General features: G+C 72.5%; 14 protein-coding genes. All 14 read right to left on the bottom strand.

The window, feature by feature from the left end; translation table 11 throughout:
• Positions 1–128: 128 nt before the first annotated feature.
• Positions 129–1,280 carry a protein kinase gene (locus ACFXMF_RS08355; RefSeq protein ID WP_360311251.1) on the bottom strand — a complete coding sequence of 384 codons (1,152 nt, stop codon included), beginning with the start codon at positions 1,278–1,280 and terminating at the stop codon, positions 129–131.
• A gap of 165 nt (positions 1,281–1,445) precedes the next feature.
• Positions 1,446–1,979 carry a bacterial proteasome activator family protein gene (locus ACFXMF_RS08350; RefSeq protein WP_360311253.1) on the bottom strand — a complete coding sequence of 178 codons (534 nt, stop codon included), beginning with the start codon at positions 1,977–1,979 and terminating at the stop codon, positions 1,446–1,448.
• A 27-nt stretch (positions 1,980–2,006) separates the two neighbouring features.
• Entirely contained in the window at positions 2,007–4,844 is a 2,838-nt protein-coding gene (locus ACFXMF_RS08345; RefSeq protein ID WP_379987935.1) for an FtsX-like permease family protein, read from the bottom strand.
• A complete protein-coding gene (locus ACFXMF_RS08340; RefSeq protein ID WP_379987936.1) occupies positions 4,841–5,590 on the bottom strand; it encodes an ABC transporter ATP-binding protein in 750 nt (249 codons plus the stop codon). The genes ACFXMF_RS08345 and ACFXMF_RS08340 overlap by 4 nt, the downstream gene beginning before the upstream one ends.
• The gene (locus ACFXMF_RS08335; RefSeq protein WP_360311259.1) at positions 5,587–6,171 is read right to left on the bottom strand and encodes a PadR family transcriptional regulator; all 585 of its coding nucleotides are present in this window, start codon (positions 6,169–6,171) and stop codon (positions 5,587–5,589) included. Before ACFXMF_RS08335 ends, ACFXMF_RS08340 begins: the two co-directional genes overlap by 4 nt.
• A gap of 98 nt (positions 6,172–6,269) precedes the next feature.
• Positions 6,270–7,082 carry a hypothetical protein gene (locus ACFXMF_RS08330; protein ID WP_360311261.1) on the bottom strand — a complete coding sequence of 271 codons (813 nt, stop codon included), beginning with the start codon at positions 7,080–7,082 and terminating at the stop codon, positions 6,270–6,272.
• A 152-nt stretch (positions 7,083–7,234) separates the two neighbouring features.
• On the bottom strand, positions 7,235–7,954 hold the full coding sequence (locus ACFXMF_RS08325) for a hypothetical protein (protein WP_379987937.1): 720 nt from the start codon (positions 7,952–7,954) through the stop codon (positions 7,235–7,237).
• Between the two features lie 196 nt (positions 7,955–8,150).
• Positions 8,151–9,131, bottom strand: coding sequence for an NAD(P)H-quinone oxidoreductase (locus ACFXMF_RS08320; protein ID WP_379987938.1), 981 nt, complete (start codon positions 9,129–9,131; stop codon positions 8,151–8,153).
• A gap of 10 nt (positions 9,132–9,141) precedes the next feature.
• On the bottom strand, positions 9,142–10,290 hold the full coding sequence (locus ACFXMF_RS08315) for a potassium channel family protein (RefSeq protein ID WP_360311267.1): 1,149 nt from the start codon (positions 10,288–10,290) through the stop codon (positions 9,142–9,144).
• Entirely contained in the window at positions 10,287–11,477 is a 1,191-nt protein-coding gene (locus tag ACFXMF_RS08310) for a molybdopterin molybdotransferase MoeA (protein ID WP_360311269.1), read from the bottom strand. Before ACFXMF_RS08310 ends, ACFXMF_RS08315 begins: the two co-directional genes overlap by 4 nt.
• A gap of 23 nt (positions 11,478–11,500) precedes the next feature.
• Entirely contained in the window at positions 11,501–12,358 is an 858-nt protein-coding gene (locus ACFXMF_RS08305) for a DUF6457 domain-containing protein (protein WP_379987939.1), read from the bottom strand.
• Entirely contained in the window at positions 12,355–13,107 is a 753-nt protein-coding gene (locus ACFXMF_RS08300) for a TrmH family RNA methyltransferase (protein WP_360311273.1), read from the bottom strand. Before ACFXMF_RS08300 ends, ACFXMF_RS08305 begins: the two co-directional genes overlap by 4 nt.
• 91 nt (positions 13,108–13,198) lie before the next feature.
• The gene (locus ACFXMF_RS08295; protein ID WP_360311275.1) at positions 13,199–14,494 is read right to left on the bottom strand and encodes an HTTM domain-containing protein; all 1,296 of its coding nucleotides are present in this window, start codon (positions 14,492–14,494) and stop codon (positions 13,199–13,201) included.
• A complete protein-coding gene (locus ACFXMF_RS08290) occupies positions 14,481–15,302 on the bottom strand; it encodes a DUF5819 family protein (protein ID WP_360311277.1) in 822 nt (273 codons plus the stop codon). Before ACFXMF_RS08290 ends, ACFXMF_RS08295 begins: the two co-directional genes overlap by 14 nt.
• Between the last annotated feature and the right edge of the window lie 79 nt (positions 15,303–15,381).

Below are 15,381 nucleotides of genomic sequence, written 5' to 3'. Positions count from 1 at the left end.
AGTCCCGAAACGATACCGGGATCGGTGGTACTCCCGGGTGAAGAGCCCATGGTAACGGGATTCCGGCACCCCGGCCGATGCCTTGGGCGGCTGCCGGCACCGGACCGCGCGATCGTGCCCGTCGCGAATCAGCGCAACATCAGGATCGACGCGAGCACGGCCAGCACACCCAGCACGGTCGCCGCGAACGCGGCACCCGCACCGCTCCTGCGACCGTAGGCTCCCGGCGCACTGTGCGCGCCCGCCGAGCGGGCCCTGGGCCCGAACCCGGACAACATCCGCACCCACGGCGGACCGCCGCCCGGCGGCCGCGTCGGCCGCTGCCCCATCGGCCCCGCCGACATCGCCGGTGCCGGCGGTCCCGGCGGCGGCGCCGGGACGCCGGCCCCGTAGAGCACCGAATCCCACACGTCCGCGGGCAGGATCCGGCGCACCGACTCGCGCATCCGCCCGGCGGTGTCGAAGCGCAGACGCGGGTCCTTGCGCAGCGCGTGCAACACCAGATCGTCCACCGCGCCGGGCACGTCGGGCCGGTACGCGGAGGGCGGGGTCGGCTCCTCGCGCATGTGCCGATACGCGATGTGCACGGCCGTACCGCCGTCGAACGGCGGCACCCCGACCAGCAGTTCGTGCAGCAGGCAGCCCACCGAATACAGGTCGCTGCGGGTGGACGCGGGATGGCCGAACGCCTGTTCGGGGGAGAAGTACTGCGGGGTGCCCATGATCCGACCGGGGTCGGTGAGCGCACCGTCGGTGACGAACAGCGCGCGGGCGATGCCGAAGTCCATCACCTTGACCTCGCCGCTCGGCGTGATCATCACGTTGACCGGCTTGATGTCGCGGTGCACCAGGCCGCGGTCGTGGCTGTACTCCAGCGCGTCGAGCACCTTCGCGGTGATCGCCAGGGCACGCGGCCACGGCACCGGGCCGTGCGCCTCCAGCAGATCGCGCAGGGTCAGGCCCTGGATCAGCTCCATCACGATCCACGGCACCAGCACGCCGTCCTCACCGGGATCGGCGCCGGTGTCGAACACGGAGACGATCGTGGGGTGGTTCAGCGCGGCGGCGTGCTCGGCCTCGCGGGCGAAGCGCGAGCGCGCGACGGTGTCCTCGGCCAGGTCGCTGCGCAGGCGTTTGACCGCGACGATGCGATCGAGCAACAGATCGTGCGCCTCGTGCACGACGGCCATGCCGCCACCGCCGATCCGGCGCCCGGTGCGATATCGCCCACCGCCGAAGACACGCCCGCTCGCCCGAGCCGGGTCCCCCGAAACGGTCACCGTCAGGCCGCCCTCCACGCCGCACGACTCGCGCACGCCCTCGGCCCGAGTCGACCTACCGAAAAGCGCTCCCGTCGCATCGCCGACAGCCTGTCAGAGACACGACGAGAGCGCAGCGGGTCGGTGCCATCGCGCACCGACCCGGGGTACGCCCCTACCGGAACGCTAGAGGTAGGGACCCGACTGGGTGTGTGGCGGTTCGCCCTGACCGCCCGGAGCCATGCCGGGCGGCAACGCCCGGCGCATCGTCTCCAGTTGTGCGCGCGCCGCCATCTGCTGCGCGAACAGCGCGGTCTGGATGCCGTGGAACAGGCCCTCCAGCCAGCCCACCAACTGTGCCTGGGCGATCCGCAGCTCGGACTCGCTGGGCACCGAATCGTGGGTGAACGGCAACGAGAGCCGATCCAGCTCCTCCACCAGCTCCGGCGCGAGCCCCTTCTCCAGCTCCTTGATCGAGCTGGCGTGGATCTCCTTGAGGCGTACCCGGCTCGCCTCGTCGAGAGGAGCCGCGCGCACCTCCTCCAAAAGCTGCTTGATCATGCTGCCGATGCGCATGACCTTCGCGGGTTGTTCGACCATGTCGGTCACCGCGAGTTCACCGCCCTCTTCACCGAGGCCGCCGCCGAGCGCCATGCCATCCGGCCCGACGATCACCACCTGCGGGTTTTCACCATTCGCTTCGTTGTTCGGCGTATCCATACATCTCATCCTAGGAGCGCCGGAGGGTTATCCCGTCCTGCTGCGCACCACCGCGCGCGATCGTGTCAAAAGCGCCGCGAGCAGGGCCGCGAGGATCGGCAGCACGATCAGCGCGAGACCCATCCGGGTCCATGGAATCACCAGTTCGGGAGCATGCAGCCGGCTCTTCGCGTCGGCCGGCATCGCGTCCCACAGCGCCGACTTCTGTCCTCGCCGCACGACCACCCCCGCCAGCACCCCGGCCGCCAGCCCCAGCGCGGTGCCCAGCAACGCGATCACCCCGCTCTGGAAGGCGGACAACCGGCGCCGCACGCTCGGCGGCGCGCCCACCGCGCCCAGGGTGGCCAGATCCTTCTGCGCGTCGGCCAGGGCCAGTCCGGTGGCCACGCCGGACGCGCCGACCGTGATCACCAGCGCGAACACCGCGAGCAGCAACATGCGCGCGTCGCTCGTCGGCTGGAAGCCCCGCTCGACGAAGACGAAGCTCTGTTCGGAGACCTTGGCCACCTGGTCCTCCAGCCGCTGCTTCTGCACGTCCGAGGGCGAACGCCCGGCGTCGTAGACCAGACCGGCCGGCTCGACCGCGGCCCCGAGCACCCGAGCCGCCTCGGGCGAGGCGAACATGCCCGACAGACCGAAGGGGCCTCGCACCGCCACGGCGGGCAGCCGGACACCGGGCGCATCCGCTGGAACCCGGTTCGGGGAGGACGGCCGGACCGGTCCGGTGACGACGAACGTCTCCTGCGCCTTGACCTCGACCATGCCGTCCGGCCCGACGTATCCGTCCTCGAACAGCACGACCCCGCCCCGGGACAACACCTCCACGGCGCGCGGGTCGTCCGCGCCGGTCAGCATGCGCAGCAGACTCGCGTCCCCGACGACCGATTGGAAGAAGCCGTTCTGGGACCGCGTCTCCAGCCGGCATCGCGGATCGTCGCGCCACCGCTGCCCGTCCTCGCCGCTGCGGGCCGGGCAGCGGGCCTCGGGCAACTTCTCCGGCTGATACGTGACGCACCGGCCCGCACCCGTACAGGGAGCGCCCACGGTGCCCAACACGCCGCCCTTCGCGTCGGGCAGGATCCGCTCCACGGCCTGCCGGACGTCCTCGGCCTGTGCGGCACTCACCCCCGTCTCACCCGGTATCCCGCTCATCGGTATCCGCCCGGGGAAGCCGATCAACACGTGGTTCTCCCGGGCATTGGGGTGGTACTTGTTGCGCTCGTCCGCGTTCTCGCTCGACCAGACCACCGCGATCACCACCGAACCCGCCACCGCGGCCATCACCGCGGCCATCGCGGGCGCGCTGCGCGGACGACTGCGGGCCGCGTCGCGCAGCGCCAACCGGGGTGTCAGCGGCAGGAATCGACCGAGCCTGGCCGTCGCACCGATCAGCGCCGGACAACACGCGACCAGGCCCAGTTCGGCCGCCACCACCCCGGCGATGATGATCGTGTCGTCCGCCCGATCCGCGCCGAACAACGCGACGCCCACCCCGAGCGCGGTGACCGCGGCCCCGATGAGCGGCAACACGCGCGAGCCGCGCCGCACCCCCCGACGCCCGGTCAACGAAGCGGCGATGTCCTCGCGGGAGGCCAGATAGGCCGGGACGAGCGCGGCGAGCACACCGACGGTGACGCCCACCGCCCCGATGCCGAGCAACTCCGGCGCTCGCACGTCGTAGCGACCGGACAGCGCGCCGGAGCGCTCGGCGATCCGCGTCCGGATCGCCGCCGCGACGCCCAGGCCCACCGCTGTGCCGAGCACGGCGCCGACCACGCCCAGGACCAGCCCGCCGCCGAGCACCACCGCGCCGATGTGCCGACGGCCGCCACCTGCAACCCCGATCAGCCCGAGTTCGCGTCGCTTGCGGCGGGCACCCACCGCGAAGGCCGGGCCGGCGAGCAGGATCATCTCCAGCAGACCCAGGCCCAGGCCGATGCCGCCGAGCCTGAGGGCCCGCGAGTCGGCCCACTGGCGCGGGCTGTCGAAGGTCCAATCCGCCCTGGCCGGCGGGTCCCGCAACACCGCGGCGGATCTGATCAACAGACCCTGCCGGTTGGCGGCCGACACCTTGGACCACGGCATGCCGCCCTGGACCCGGATCAGCGTGAAGTTGTCCATGCCGAAGACCCTGATCGCGCCCGGACGCGCGTGCATCTCGTCGATCAGGGCGCCCGGCGCGGCCATCACCAGGTGCTCGCGCAGGCGGCTCGGCAGCACGATCGTGCCGACGATGCGGAAGGTCTTGTTCGTGGTCTTCTCGGTCAGCGTGCCGCCGACCCGGTAGCCCGCGGATCGGCGCAACTCCTCGGTGACCACGACCTCGTCCGGGGCGCGGGGAGCCCGCCCCGCGCGTTGCACGACCATGCCCTTCGCGATCGGCGAGGTGTAGTCGAGTTCGCGGATCCGCACGTCGGTCCGGCCGTGCGCGGTGGACACCGCGCCGAAGGTGGAGCGGTCGACCAGCTTCTCGGTGACACCGGGGATCATCGAGGTCGGGTCGCGAGGCGGCGGCTCGGTCGGCTCCGCCTCGGCCTGCCCGGACCCGGCCGGTGGAAATTCCCCGTTCGCGTCCGCGGGCCGCCACTCGTCACCGGTCGGATCCTGGCGAATCGCGACCGAACGATTCCCGTTTTGGGAGTTCCCTCGCTCCGCGGTGTCCGACACCAGCGCGTCCGCCCGCCCCATCGAGCGGGAGATCACCTCGTCGGTGTCCAACTGCACGCTCCGCCAGGTCACATCGGCCGCGCTCATGCCCAGCACCGGGACCGCGATCATCGCGACGATCAGCGCGCTGCGGCCCTTGGCCCGCAGCGCGTCCCGACGGGCGATCCGCAGCGTCGCCCGCCACGAGCTCACGCTCATCGCGAACCGCCCCGGGACAGCAGCGACTCGGCGTCGGCCGAGGGGCCGGTGTCGTCCACGAGCCGACCGTCGCGCAGGAACACGATCCGGTCCGCCCAGGCCGCGTGCCGGGCCTCGTGGGTCACCAGGACCACCGCCGCGCCGGACTCGCAGCGCGCGCGTAACACCCGCAGCACCGCCTCGCCGGTGGTCGAGTCGAGCGCGCCGGTGGGCTCGTCGGCCAGCACCAACCGGCGCTCGCCCACCAACGCCCGGGCTATCGCCACCCGTTGTTGTTGGCCGCCGGACATGTCGTCGGGAAATCGCTCGCCGAAGTGTTGCAGGCCGACCTCGGTCAGCGCCTCGTGCGCGGCCTGCCGGGCCCGGCGGATCGACATGCCGTCGAGTTCGAGCGGCAGCGCGACGTTCTCCGCGGCGGTCAGCGCCGGCACCAGGTTGAGGTCCTGGAAGACGTAGCCGATGCTGCGTCTGCGCAGCGCGGCCATCCGGCGCCGATTGAGCCCGCCCAGCGGCCGGCCCTCGACCAGCACCTCGCCGTCGGTGGGCCGGTCCAGACCGCCCGCGAGCATCAACAGGGTCGACTTGCCCGAGCCGCTCGGTCCCATCACGGCGAGCATCTCGCCCGGTACGACGGCCAGATCCACCCCGGCCAGGGCTTCGACGCGGACGTCGCCCCGACCGTGGACGCGGCCCACCGACCGGAGTTCCAGTATCGGTTCCACAGTGCCCCCTGTAGCCGTGGTCATCGGCGCGCGCCGCGCCTGCGGACGGGTGTGGGCCGCTCGTCCGGCGCGGGCGCGGCCGGCTCCCGCTCGGCCGCCCGGCGGGCCAGCCGCGCCTCGCAGTGGTCGAGCCAGCGCACCTCGGCCTCCGCGTGGAAGATCAGTGATTCCAGGACGAGTTGCCACGCCATGTCGTCCTGGGCCGCGCGGGTCTTGAGCCGGGTGTAGTCCTGCAGCGCCCGCAGCGTGTGGGTGCGCTGTCCCTGGACCACCACCCCGACGTCGATGCCGGGAACGGTGACGGCCATCGCGAGCTTGATCGCGAGTTCGTCCCGCGGCGGGTTGGTCCGCGACACCGGCGCCTCGAACCACGCGCGCAGTTCGAGCCGACCTTCGTCGGTGATCCGGTAGAAGACGTGCCCTTCGTCGTCCTCGCCGTCCGGCGCGACCAGTCCGTCGCGGTCCAACCGGCCGAGTGTGGTGTAGACCTGACCGACGTTGAGCGGCCAGGTGGATCCGGTCCGGGCCTCGAACTCGCTCCGGAGCTGATAGCCGTAACGAGGGCCCTGATCGAGCAGTGCGAGCAGACCGTGCTTGATGGACATACCGAGTATGTATACCCGGTATGCTCGACGGCGCAAGACGGCACGCGGTCGGAAAGGTGGGTGCGAGGTGCCGGATCGGCCGGCGAACGGGCCAGTCGTCAGTTGTCGTTGGGGATTCCGACGCGGCAATTGAAGTCGAACGTGTACCGCTCGGTCTGCGCGTTGGCGACCGGTTGCAGAATCAGCAGTTGCACGACCCCGTTCACGTCGCCGAACAGTTGCGGCGGGATGCGCCAGGTGACCGCGATGCTCTGCTGGCGCGGGCCGCTGCCGGTGAAGTGCAGGATGTCCTGCGGATACACGAACACCTTCTCGTACACCCACTGGAAGACCACGTCCCCCGGGCCCGCCCCGTCCACGAGCACGGTCCCGAGGAACTCCACCTGATCGATGCCGTTGCAGCGCACCCAGGAGCCGTTCGCCCGGTCCGCGCCCAGCCGCACGTCGCTCACCCGGAACCGCTGGCCCAACGGCGGTGGCGGGGTCGGCGAGGCACCACCGGGGCCGGCCGTCGTGGGACCCCCGCTCGATCCGCCGGACGGTCCGCCCGGGGCCGAGGTGGCGGGCGGGTTGCCCGGTCGGTCGCCCGAGCCCGGGGAGTTCCCGGGCGGGGCGGTCACCGTCTCGGTCACCGTGACCGTGGGCACCGGGACCGGCTGCCCGTTCGTGGTCGGCGAACCGGCCGACGTGGGTGCGCCGCCGGTCGGCGCGGGGGTGCCCTCGATGCTCTGGTCCTGGGCGGGCAGTTGCGGCGGGATGTCCGCGGGTGTGGGTGCGGATCCGTTGTGGCGGGCCGGCATGCCGGGGCCGGAGCCGCAGATGTTGGTGAGCACCAGCAAGGTGATCAGGGTCAGCGCGATGATCGTCGGGCCCAGCGGTATGCGCCGGTGAAATCCGCCGATCGACCCCATCACGCCTCCTTCCCCACCACCGGTCGGACGTTCCCGGAAGGTACCGCCGCCTCGGGACGCGTCCTCGACGAGCCTGCACCCTTCATTCCCGATGCGCCAGACACACAGTCTGCCCGGCGGAACCGACGCCCGTCCCGCCGCTCAGTGTCCGCTCAGTGTCGTCGCGGCGCCGGGAAACACCGGATGAGCAGTCCACCGGCGCAGACGATACCGGCTCCTCCGAGGGCAATCAGAGTCAAATTCACAACGGATGGACCGGTTCTGGGCAGCGTGGGCGGCGCATCGAAGGCCCAAGGGGTGACAGGAGCGGAGGTGTCGGTCGAGCCGATCGGGTCGGACTCGATCAGATACCGCGCCACGACGCGCCCGCCGGAGCGCACGGCGTACACCCCGGGCCGATCGTCGCGGGTGATCTCCGCCCCCCAGGAACGGAGTTCGTCCAGGCCGTCGGTGCCGCCGGTGAGCAGGAGTTCCCGCTCGACGTCGAGCACCGCCCGGCCCGATTCGTCGGTCACCGGACGGGCGCCGTGGGCGGCCAGCCGGTCCAGGAGTCGATCCCACTCCTGTTGGGTGGGCGGATCGGTGACCGGGGCGGGCTTCGGCGGGCCGGTGGGCTCGGCCGGCGCGTGTCCGTGCACCGCCGGGTCGGGATGCAGTTCGGCCGTGCCCGGCGCCCGCCCGCGTGGGGAGGCGCCCGATTCCGCGTCGCCGGGCGGGGGCGTCACGGGCGGCGACCCGTCGGTCGGGGCGGGCGTCCCGGCACCGGTCGGCATCGACGCGCCGGCGATGACCGGGGCACCGGGGAGGGCAAGGGCCGCCGCGAGCACACACCCGGCAGCCAATCGACGCGCGAAGCCGCCGGGGGTAGGCATGTCGTCAGACTAAGGAATATCGACAAAAGACCCATCCAGCGACATTCGCCTCGGCGGACCGATCATCCGATTTTCATTCATCCGGCGGCAGGTCGCACCGACCCACCGCACGGACACCACCCGCGGCGACCCGCCGACCCCTCGGGACTCACGCCCGCCTGCGGGGACCCGCAGCCGCGACCCGCGTCCCGGCGGGTCAACGCACCTTCAGCAGCACCTTGCCGATGTGCCCGCTCTCCTCGACCACACGGTGCGCGTCGGCCGCCTCCGCCATCGGCATGATGCGGTCGACGATCGGCCGCACCCGCCCCGCGTCCAGGAGCGGCCACACGTGCTCGCGAACGGCCGCCACGATCGCGGACTTCTCCGTCGTCGGGCGGCCGCGCAGCGAGGTCGCCGCGATCGCGGCCCGCTTCGTCAGCAGCTTGCTCAGGTCCAGTTCGCCCCGAGCACCGCCCTGGAGGCCGATCACCACGAGTCGGCCGTTGACCGCGAGCGCGTCCACGTTGCGATCGAGGTACTTGGCACCCATGTTGTCCAGGATCACGTCCACCCCGGCCCCGTCGGTGGCCTCGCGGACCCGGGCCACGAAGTCCTCGTCCCGATAGTTGATCGTGACGTCGGCGCCCAGTTCGCGGCAGCGCGCCAGCTTGGCCGCCGATCCCGCGGTGGTGAACACCCGGGCGCCCGCGGCCGCGGCCAACTGGATCGCCATCGTGCCGATGCCGCTGGACCCGCCGTGCACCAGGAAGGTCTCGCCCTTGCGCAGATGGGCGACCATGAACACGTTCGACCAGACCGTGCAGACCACCTCGGGCAGCGCGGCGGCCGAGACCAGGTCCACCCCCTCGGGCACGGGCAGCAGTTGACCGGTGGGCACCCGGACCCGCTCGGCGTACCCGCCGCCCGCGAGCAGCGCGCACACCTCGTCGCCGACCGCCCAGCCGGACACCCCGGCGCCGACCTCGACGATCCGGCCGGAGGCCTCCAGGCCGGGATGGGGCGATGCGCCCGCGGGTGGATGGTAGAACCCCTGGCGCTGCAACAGGTCGGCCCGATTGACCGCCGACGCGGCCACCTCCATCAGCACCTCGCCGGGTTCGGGTTTCTCGTCCGGGACCTCGGTCCAGGTCAGTACCTCGGGTCCGCCCGGCTCGGCAATCGTGATCGCGTACATGGCATCCAGCCTATGAGTCGCCCGTTTTCGGCTGCGGTTTGTGCGATTTGATCACCACGAGTCGGTCACCCGCACCGAGCACCGCCGCCTCAGGGTCATCGTGCCGCAACGTACGGTGTCCGCGCACCACGGCCACCACCAGATCGCCGCATTCGCTCGGCGACTTGCCCGCCTCGCGCTTGTCGATCGGCCGCTCGACCAGATCCATGCCCTCGCCGTAGTGCATGAGGTCCTCCATCACCTCGCCGACGTTCGGGCTGAGCATCGAGAGCCCGAGCAGCCGACCCGCCGCGCTCGCGGTGGTGACCACCGAGTCGGCCCCGCTCTGCCGGATCAGCGGCGCGTTCTCGTCCTCGCGGACCGCGACCACGATCCAGGCCCGCCGATTCAACTGCCGTGCGGTCAGCGTGACCAGGGCGGCGGTGTCGTCCCGGTTGACCGAGACGATGATGTTCCGCGCCCGCTCCACCTCGGCCCGGCGCAGCACCTCGGCCCGGGTCGCGTCGCCGGAGACCACCACCAGCTTGTCGTCGTCGCTCGCCTCGGTGACCGCCTCGGGGTCCGAGTCGACGACGACGATGTTCTCGCGCGAGACGCCCTGTGCCATCAGCGTGTGCACCGCGCTGTACCCGGTCGTGCCGTATCCGACCAGGATCGTGTGGTCGCGCAACGTGGACCTCCAACGGTTGAGCCGCAGCAGCTCCCGTGTGCGCTCGGTGAGCACCTCCAGGGTCGTGCCGACCAGGATGATCAGGAAGATCACCCGCAGCGGGGTGATCAGGACGACGTTCACCAGCCGGGCGCTGTCACTCGCGGGGGTGATGTCGCCGTAGCCGGTCGTGGAGAGGGTGACCGTCGCGTAGTACACCGCGTCGAGCAGCGAGACGTGCTCGTCCACCGTGTCGCGGTAGCCGTCCCGATCCAGGTAGACCACCGCGATGGTGACCGCCAGCACCAGCAGCGCCATCCCGAACCGGCGCAACACCTGGACCAGCGGGCCGGGCCGGTCCTTGGGGATGTGTACGCTCGCGCCCGCCTGACCGGCCAAGCCCGCCGGTTCGTCGGTGTTCCGCTTGAGCGTCGGCAGCGGTCGGGCGAGCGAACCGCGCGGCCCGCGGCGATCGGCCGGCCGGTCGTCCGGAAAGCGCACGGTCTTCATCGCGGCGCCCCGAGCACCTCGACCCGATCACCCGCGCGCACGCCGCCCGGCGGCACCACCGCGATGCCGTCGGCGACCGCGAGCCCGCGCAACATCGCCGGGCCGGAGAAGGCCAGCGGGCGATCCGCGCGCATCGGCACCAGGCGGGTGTCGTGCGGGTGGCCGGCGATGTCGGCGCCGACCCGGATCCGGCGCGGGCGCGGTTCCGGGCGGCCGGAGAGTCGGCGCAGCAGCGGCACCGCGAGGGTGAGCATGCCGGCCACCGCGGCCAGCGGGTTGCCGGGCAGGCCGACCAGATAGCGGCCCGCGCCGGGGCGCTCGCCGGGCAGGTGGGCGAGCAACATCGGATGCCCGGGGCGGACCGCGACGCCGTCCACCAGGACGTCCGCCGCCAGCTCGGCGAGCAGCCGGTGCACGTGATCGCGCGGACCGTCGGCGGTGCCGCCGGTGGTGATCACCACGTCGGCGCGGGACGCGCTCACGTGTCCGCGCAGCGTGTCCGGGTTGTCCCCCACTCGGCGAACCCGCAACAGGTCGGCGCCGAGCGTACGCAACCACGGCGTGATCAGCGGGCCGAGCGCGTCCCGGATCCGCCCCTCCCGGGGCAACCCCGCGTCGAGCAACTCGTCGCCCAGCACCAGGAGTTCCACCCGGGGCCGGTCGACCACCACGAGTTCGTCGTAGCCGGAGGCGGCGGCCAGCCCGGTGACCCCGGGGGTGACCGTGGTGCCGGCCGGCAACAACTCGTCGCCGCGCCGGCATTCCTGGCCGCACGCGCGAATGTCGGTGCCCTGCTGGATGTGCACGTCGCCGAACAACGTGCGGCCCTCGACCCGGCTCTGTTCGCTGCGCAGCACGGCGGTGGCCCCGTGCGGGACCCGGGCGCCGGTGGCGATCTCGACCGCGTCCCCGTCCCGCATCACGCCGATCTCCGTACCGGCGTCACCCGCGAGCAGCCGCCCGCGCACCCGCCACGGCCCGGGGCCGGCGACCGCCCACCCGTCCATCGCCGAGGTGTCGAAGGAGGGCAGGTCGGTGAGCGCGACGATGGGCCGGGCCAGCACGTGGTCGCGGGCGTGGTGCAGCGTGCGCGAGACCGCGGGCAGCGCTCGCCCGGCCGCACGGGCGGTGGCGCGGGCCTCGGGCCAACCCAGCGCGTGCTGCGGGTGTGGCTCGGCACGCGGCATGGTCCGACTCTCCCCAGGGATCATCAGGCGCCCGGCTCGGCGCCCGGGCCGCGACGCTCGGCGAGGTCCTGTGCCTGGCGCAGTGCCTCGGCCACCGCCGCAGCACCGCCGCCCCGACTCGCCGCCGCGTAACCGACCAGGAAGGAGGTGAGCGGCGCGGCCGGTCGCTGTACGTTGTGCGCCGCCACCCGGGTCATGTCCAGCAGCGCCGTGATGTCCACGTCCAGTTCGATGCCCAGTTCCTGCTTGACCGCTTCGGTCCACTCTTCCAGGCCAGTCATGTCTCTCCTCTTCGGGGCTGTGTCCATCCTCCCCGACCGTGTACGCGCCTCGCGCACATCCGCCCAGGTGTCGCAGTCGAACACGGCGCCGGGCTCGGCCCGGATCCGGCGCACCGCGAGCGGCCCGACCACCCGGCGCAGCGGCGCCCCGGCCGGTTCGGCCAGGGTCGCGACGCCGGCCCGCAGGGCCGCACTGCGATAGGCGGCGAGCAGGATCTGGTCACGCCCGTCGGCGTCGACCGCGACCGCGCCCGCCGATCCGGGGTCCGCGTCCAGCACGGCCACCAGGCGCTCGATCAACTCGCCGGGCACGAACGGCAGATCGGCCGCGAGCAGGACGACCACCTCGGCCCGCACCAGCGGCAGTGCGGCGGCCAGCGCGGCCACCGGGCCGCCGCCGGGCGGTTCCTCGCGCACCCACACCACCGGGCGCCCGGTGGCTCGGCGCGGCCCGGCGACCACGATCCGCTCGGCCCCGGCGACCGCGGCGAGCACCCGGTCGAGCAACGAGACGCCCGCCACCAGCAGTCCGGGCTTGTCCGCGCCGGCCAGCCGACGGGCCGCGCCGCCGGCCAGGACGACCGCGTCGTAGCGGCTCACGTCGGTGCGTTCGCGGAGGTCGTGGACCAGCGGAAGAGCGTCATCCCGACGCTGGTCGCGAGGTTGTAGCTGGACACCCTGGGCCGCATCGGGATGGCCACGAGCAGGTCCGCGCGCTCGCGCAGCGCCGCCGAGACGCCGTGGCGCTCGGTGCCGAACGCCAGGATCGCGTCGTCCGGGATCTCGGTCGTGCGCAGGTCGACGCCCTCGGGGTCGAGCACCAGGATCGGTCCGGCCGGCAATGTCTCCGGGCCCACCCGCGCGACCGCGGTCGCGAAGTGCAGCCCCGCACTACCCCGGACCACGTGCGGGTGCCACGGGTCCAGGTCGCCGGTGGTGAGCACGGCGGCGACGCCGAAACCGGCGGCCAGCCGCACCACCGCGCCGACGTTGCCCAGGTTGCGCGGGTTCTCCAGGAGCACGATCGGCGCGGTTCGGGCCCGCCCCGACGCGAGGTCGGACTCGGGTCGACCGGCGAGTGCCACCACCCCGGTCCGGCCGGCGCGCGGGACCAGGTCGCGCAGGAACGGCTCGGACACCTCCTGCGCCGTCTCCTCCAGAAAACCGCCCACGTCGGCCGCGAGTTCGTCGGCCAGGGCCCGCACGGCCGCCCGGTCGGTGGTCACCACGAGTCTGATCTCGGCGCCGAACCGCACCGCGTGCTTGACCGCGTGGAAGCCGTCGAGCAGCACCGCCCCGGGCGAGGCGGCCCGCCACAGCGCGAGGGTCTGCATCTCGTGGGGGTTCATGACAGCAGCGTAGGACCTGTCCGAGCGGGTCCCGGACGCGCGGCGGCGGCATCGCGCCGCCGAGCGCCGGGGCCTTGTTCGAGCGGCCGGATCAGGCCCGGCCCGAGGCCGTGGCCACTCCCTCGAGTCCGTCGGAGGGGTCCGGGGCCGATGCTTTCGGGTCGACCGCGGCGGCCGGTTTCGCGGCGGCCGGCCTGCGGCGCAGCCGCGCCGTCAGCCGGGCGATCACCCGCGATCGGGTCCAGATCAGGAACGCGGTGGGCAGGAACAGCGCGTCGCCCACCGACATGGACGCGGAGAACGCGGGCAGGCCCAGCAGGATCGCGATGCCGATGTGCATGCCGATCAGAACCACGATCGCGGCGTACTTGACCCGCTTGGCGAACAGCATGAACACGAAGCCGACCTGGATGAACACCGTGAGGTAGCCGATCAGCACGCCCATCTCGGCGTTCTCGGCGAGCCGGTGGCTGAGCCCGGGCCACGGCGCGAAGTACTCCAGGTTCAGCACGTAGTGCATCGCCGTGCCGTCCTGCCAGTACGAGCCCTGCACCTTGTACAGCCCGGCCGCGCCGTAGATGAAGCACACCTCGGCGGCGATCACGAACAGCGCGCAGTTGTGCACGACGGTCACCAGGCCGGCCCGCACCTGCTCGACCTGCCGCGGCAATCGCCACAGCGCGCCGAAGGCGACCGCTATCCCGGGGACCCAGATCCATTGGCAGACGAACGCGAAGGAGAACTCGGGATCCGGAGTCCACGAATCGGCGCGACAGGTGGTGCCGAGCGCGACCATCGCGAGCAGCGCGACCAGCACGCCGACCTCGTGTCCGGGGCCGGTGCCGGGTCGGATTCCGGTGCGCCTGGCCCGGCGCGCGTCCAGCGACCAGACCCGTCCGCACGCGGTGAAGGCGAGGTAGATCGCCATCAGCAGCAGCACCGTGTCGCCGCCGTCGGTCATCAGGATGGACCGGCTGTTGAACGACACGACCATGATCGCGAACAGGATGCTCATCGCCCGGGTGTGCCACCCGAGCACGAACAGCGCGGAGATCACGATCGCCGCGAGGTAGACGCCCTCGAACCACAGGCGCGAGTCGCTCTCCAGGAGCAGGCTGACCCCGCCGATGCCGCCCAGCAACTCCCGGGCCATGTCCGGCGACCAGGCCGACTGGTCGCCCCAGATCTCCCGGCGGTTGAAGTACTCGCGGATCAGGCCGACCAGGAAGACCAGGCCGTAGCCGATCCGCAGCAGGGCCGACTGGTGCACGGCGAAGGTACGGGTGCTGACGGTGTCGAGGGTGCGCACCAGCCACGCGCCGACGGCGTCCTCCGCCCGGCGGTACACGCTCGCCGCGACGCGCGGCTGCGGCTCAGCGGAAGTCATCGGGCTTCGTCTCCCACCAGCCGAGCGTGCGGTACGCGGTTTCCGGCTCGGGCTTGCCGCCGGGCTTGCCGACCGGCGTGGTCGCGACCCGGATCCGGATGGATTCGAGCCTGCGGTCGGCTCCCGCGTCCTGGAAGCGGTGCACCACGATCCGGCGCAGGTAGCGCTGGGTCAGCGGGCCGCGGGTGCCGATCGCCGTCTCGTCCTTGGCCTCGTGCGCGTCGGTGTAGCTCGACCACGCGCGCCGGATCATGTTCTGGTCGGCCTTGCTGGGATAGGGATTGCCCCGGATGTGCTTCAGGTCGTCCCCGGTCAGGTCGGACCAGCCGGACTCGACGACGGTGCCGTCCGCGTTGCGCACCCGCGACTGGGCCTGCAGGCGGAAGTTCTCCGACATCGGATTGGGCGCGAACAGCGCCCAGTTCTGCTCGAAGTACGGATAGACCCAGGTGCCGGTCTCCTTGCGGTAGTCCTGGGACAGCGTGTTGCTGGGCGCGACGTGCAGGAACACGAAGAACACGTGGACCAGCGTCACCAGGATCGCGAGTATGGCGAACAGCGCGGAGATCGAACGCACCGCGGTCGAGCGGCGCTCGTCCGAGGGCACCGCCGTCTCGGTCGGTGTGTCGACGGGGGCGCGCTCCCCCGCCTGGGCCGGGATCCGGGCCGAGGCCGGGTCCGGTTCCGGCACCGGAGCTCGGTCCGCCGCGTCGGCGGTCGAGGTGCCCACCGCCGTCGTACCGGCCTGGGGGCCGGGCTGCGACCGATCCGCCGGTTGCCCGGGCGCCGCGTCGTCAGGCGACTGCATGCCTCTCCCGTGGTCGATGGGTCCGCCGGTCCGGACCCGTGCTGCCGGCACGCTACCGGGTCGAGTCCGCCGGACGTGT

The sequence above is a fragment of the Embleya sp. NPDC059213 genome, from assembly GCF_042754445.1.
Taxonomy (GTDB): Bacteria; Actinomycetota; Actinomycetes; order Streptomycetales; family Streptomycetaceae; genus Embleya.
Note: the sequence above shows the minus strand (reverse complement) of the source record. Positions and strands in the feature narration are given on the sequence as shown.

Coding starts and splice junctions, on each gene's coding strand:
- ACFXMF_RS08350 (WP_360311253.1), bottom strand. CDS start 1,979: ATGGATACGCCGAACAACGAAGCGAATGGTGAAAACCCGCAGGTGGTG.
- ACFXMF_RS08345 (WP_379987935.1), bottom strand. CDS start 4,844: ATGAGCGTGAGCTCGTGGCGGGCGACGCTGCGGATCGCCCGTCGGGAC.
- ACFXMF_RS08340 (WP_379987936.1), bottom strand. CDS start 5,590: ATGACCACGGCTACAGGGGGCACTGTGGAACCGATACTGGAACTCCGG.
- ACFXMF_RS08335 (WP_360311259.1), bottom strand. CDS start 6,171: ATGTCCATCAAGCACGGTCTGCTCGCACTGCTCGATCAGGGCCCTCGT.
- ACFXMF_RS08330 (WP_360311261.1), bottom strand. CDS start 7,082: ATGGGGTCGATCGGCGGATTTCACCGGCGCATACCGCTGGGCCCGACG.
- ACFXMF_RS08325 (WP_379987937.1), bottom strand. CDS start 7,954: ATGCCTACCCCCGGCGGCTTCGCGCGTCGATTGGCTGCCGGGTGTGTG.
- ACFXMF_RS08320 (WP_379987938.1), bottom strand. CDS start 9,131: ATGTACGCGATCACGATTGCCGAGCCGGGCGGACCCGAGGTACTGACC.
- ACFXMF_RS08315 (WP_360311267.1), bottom strand. CDS start 10,290: ATGAAGACCGTGCGCTTTCCGGACGACCGGCCGGCCGATCGCCGCGGG.
- ACFXMF_RS08310 (WP_360311269.1), bottom strand. CDS start 11,477: ATGCCGCGTGCCGAGCCACACCCGCAGCACGCGCTGGGTTGGCCCGAG.
- ACFXMF_RS08300 (WP_360311273.1), bottom strand. CDS start 13,107: ATGAACCCCCACGAGATGCAGACCCTCGCGCTGTGGCGGGCCGCCTCG.
- ACFXMF_RS08295 (WP_360311275.1), bottom strand. CDS start 14,494: ATGACTTCCGCTGAGCCGCAGCCGCGCGTCGCGGCGAGCGTGTACCGC.
- ACFXMF_RS08290 (WP_360311277.1), bottom strand. CDS start 15,302: ATGCAGTCGCCTGACGACGCGGCGCCCGGGCAACCGGCGGATCGGTCG.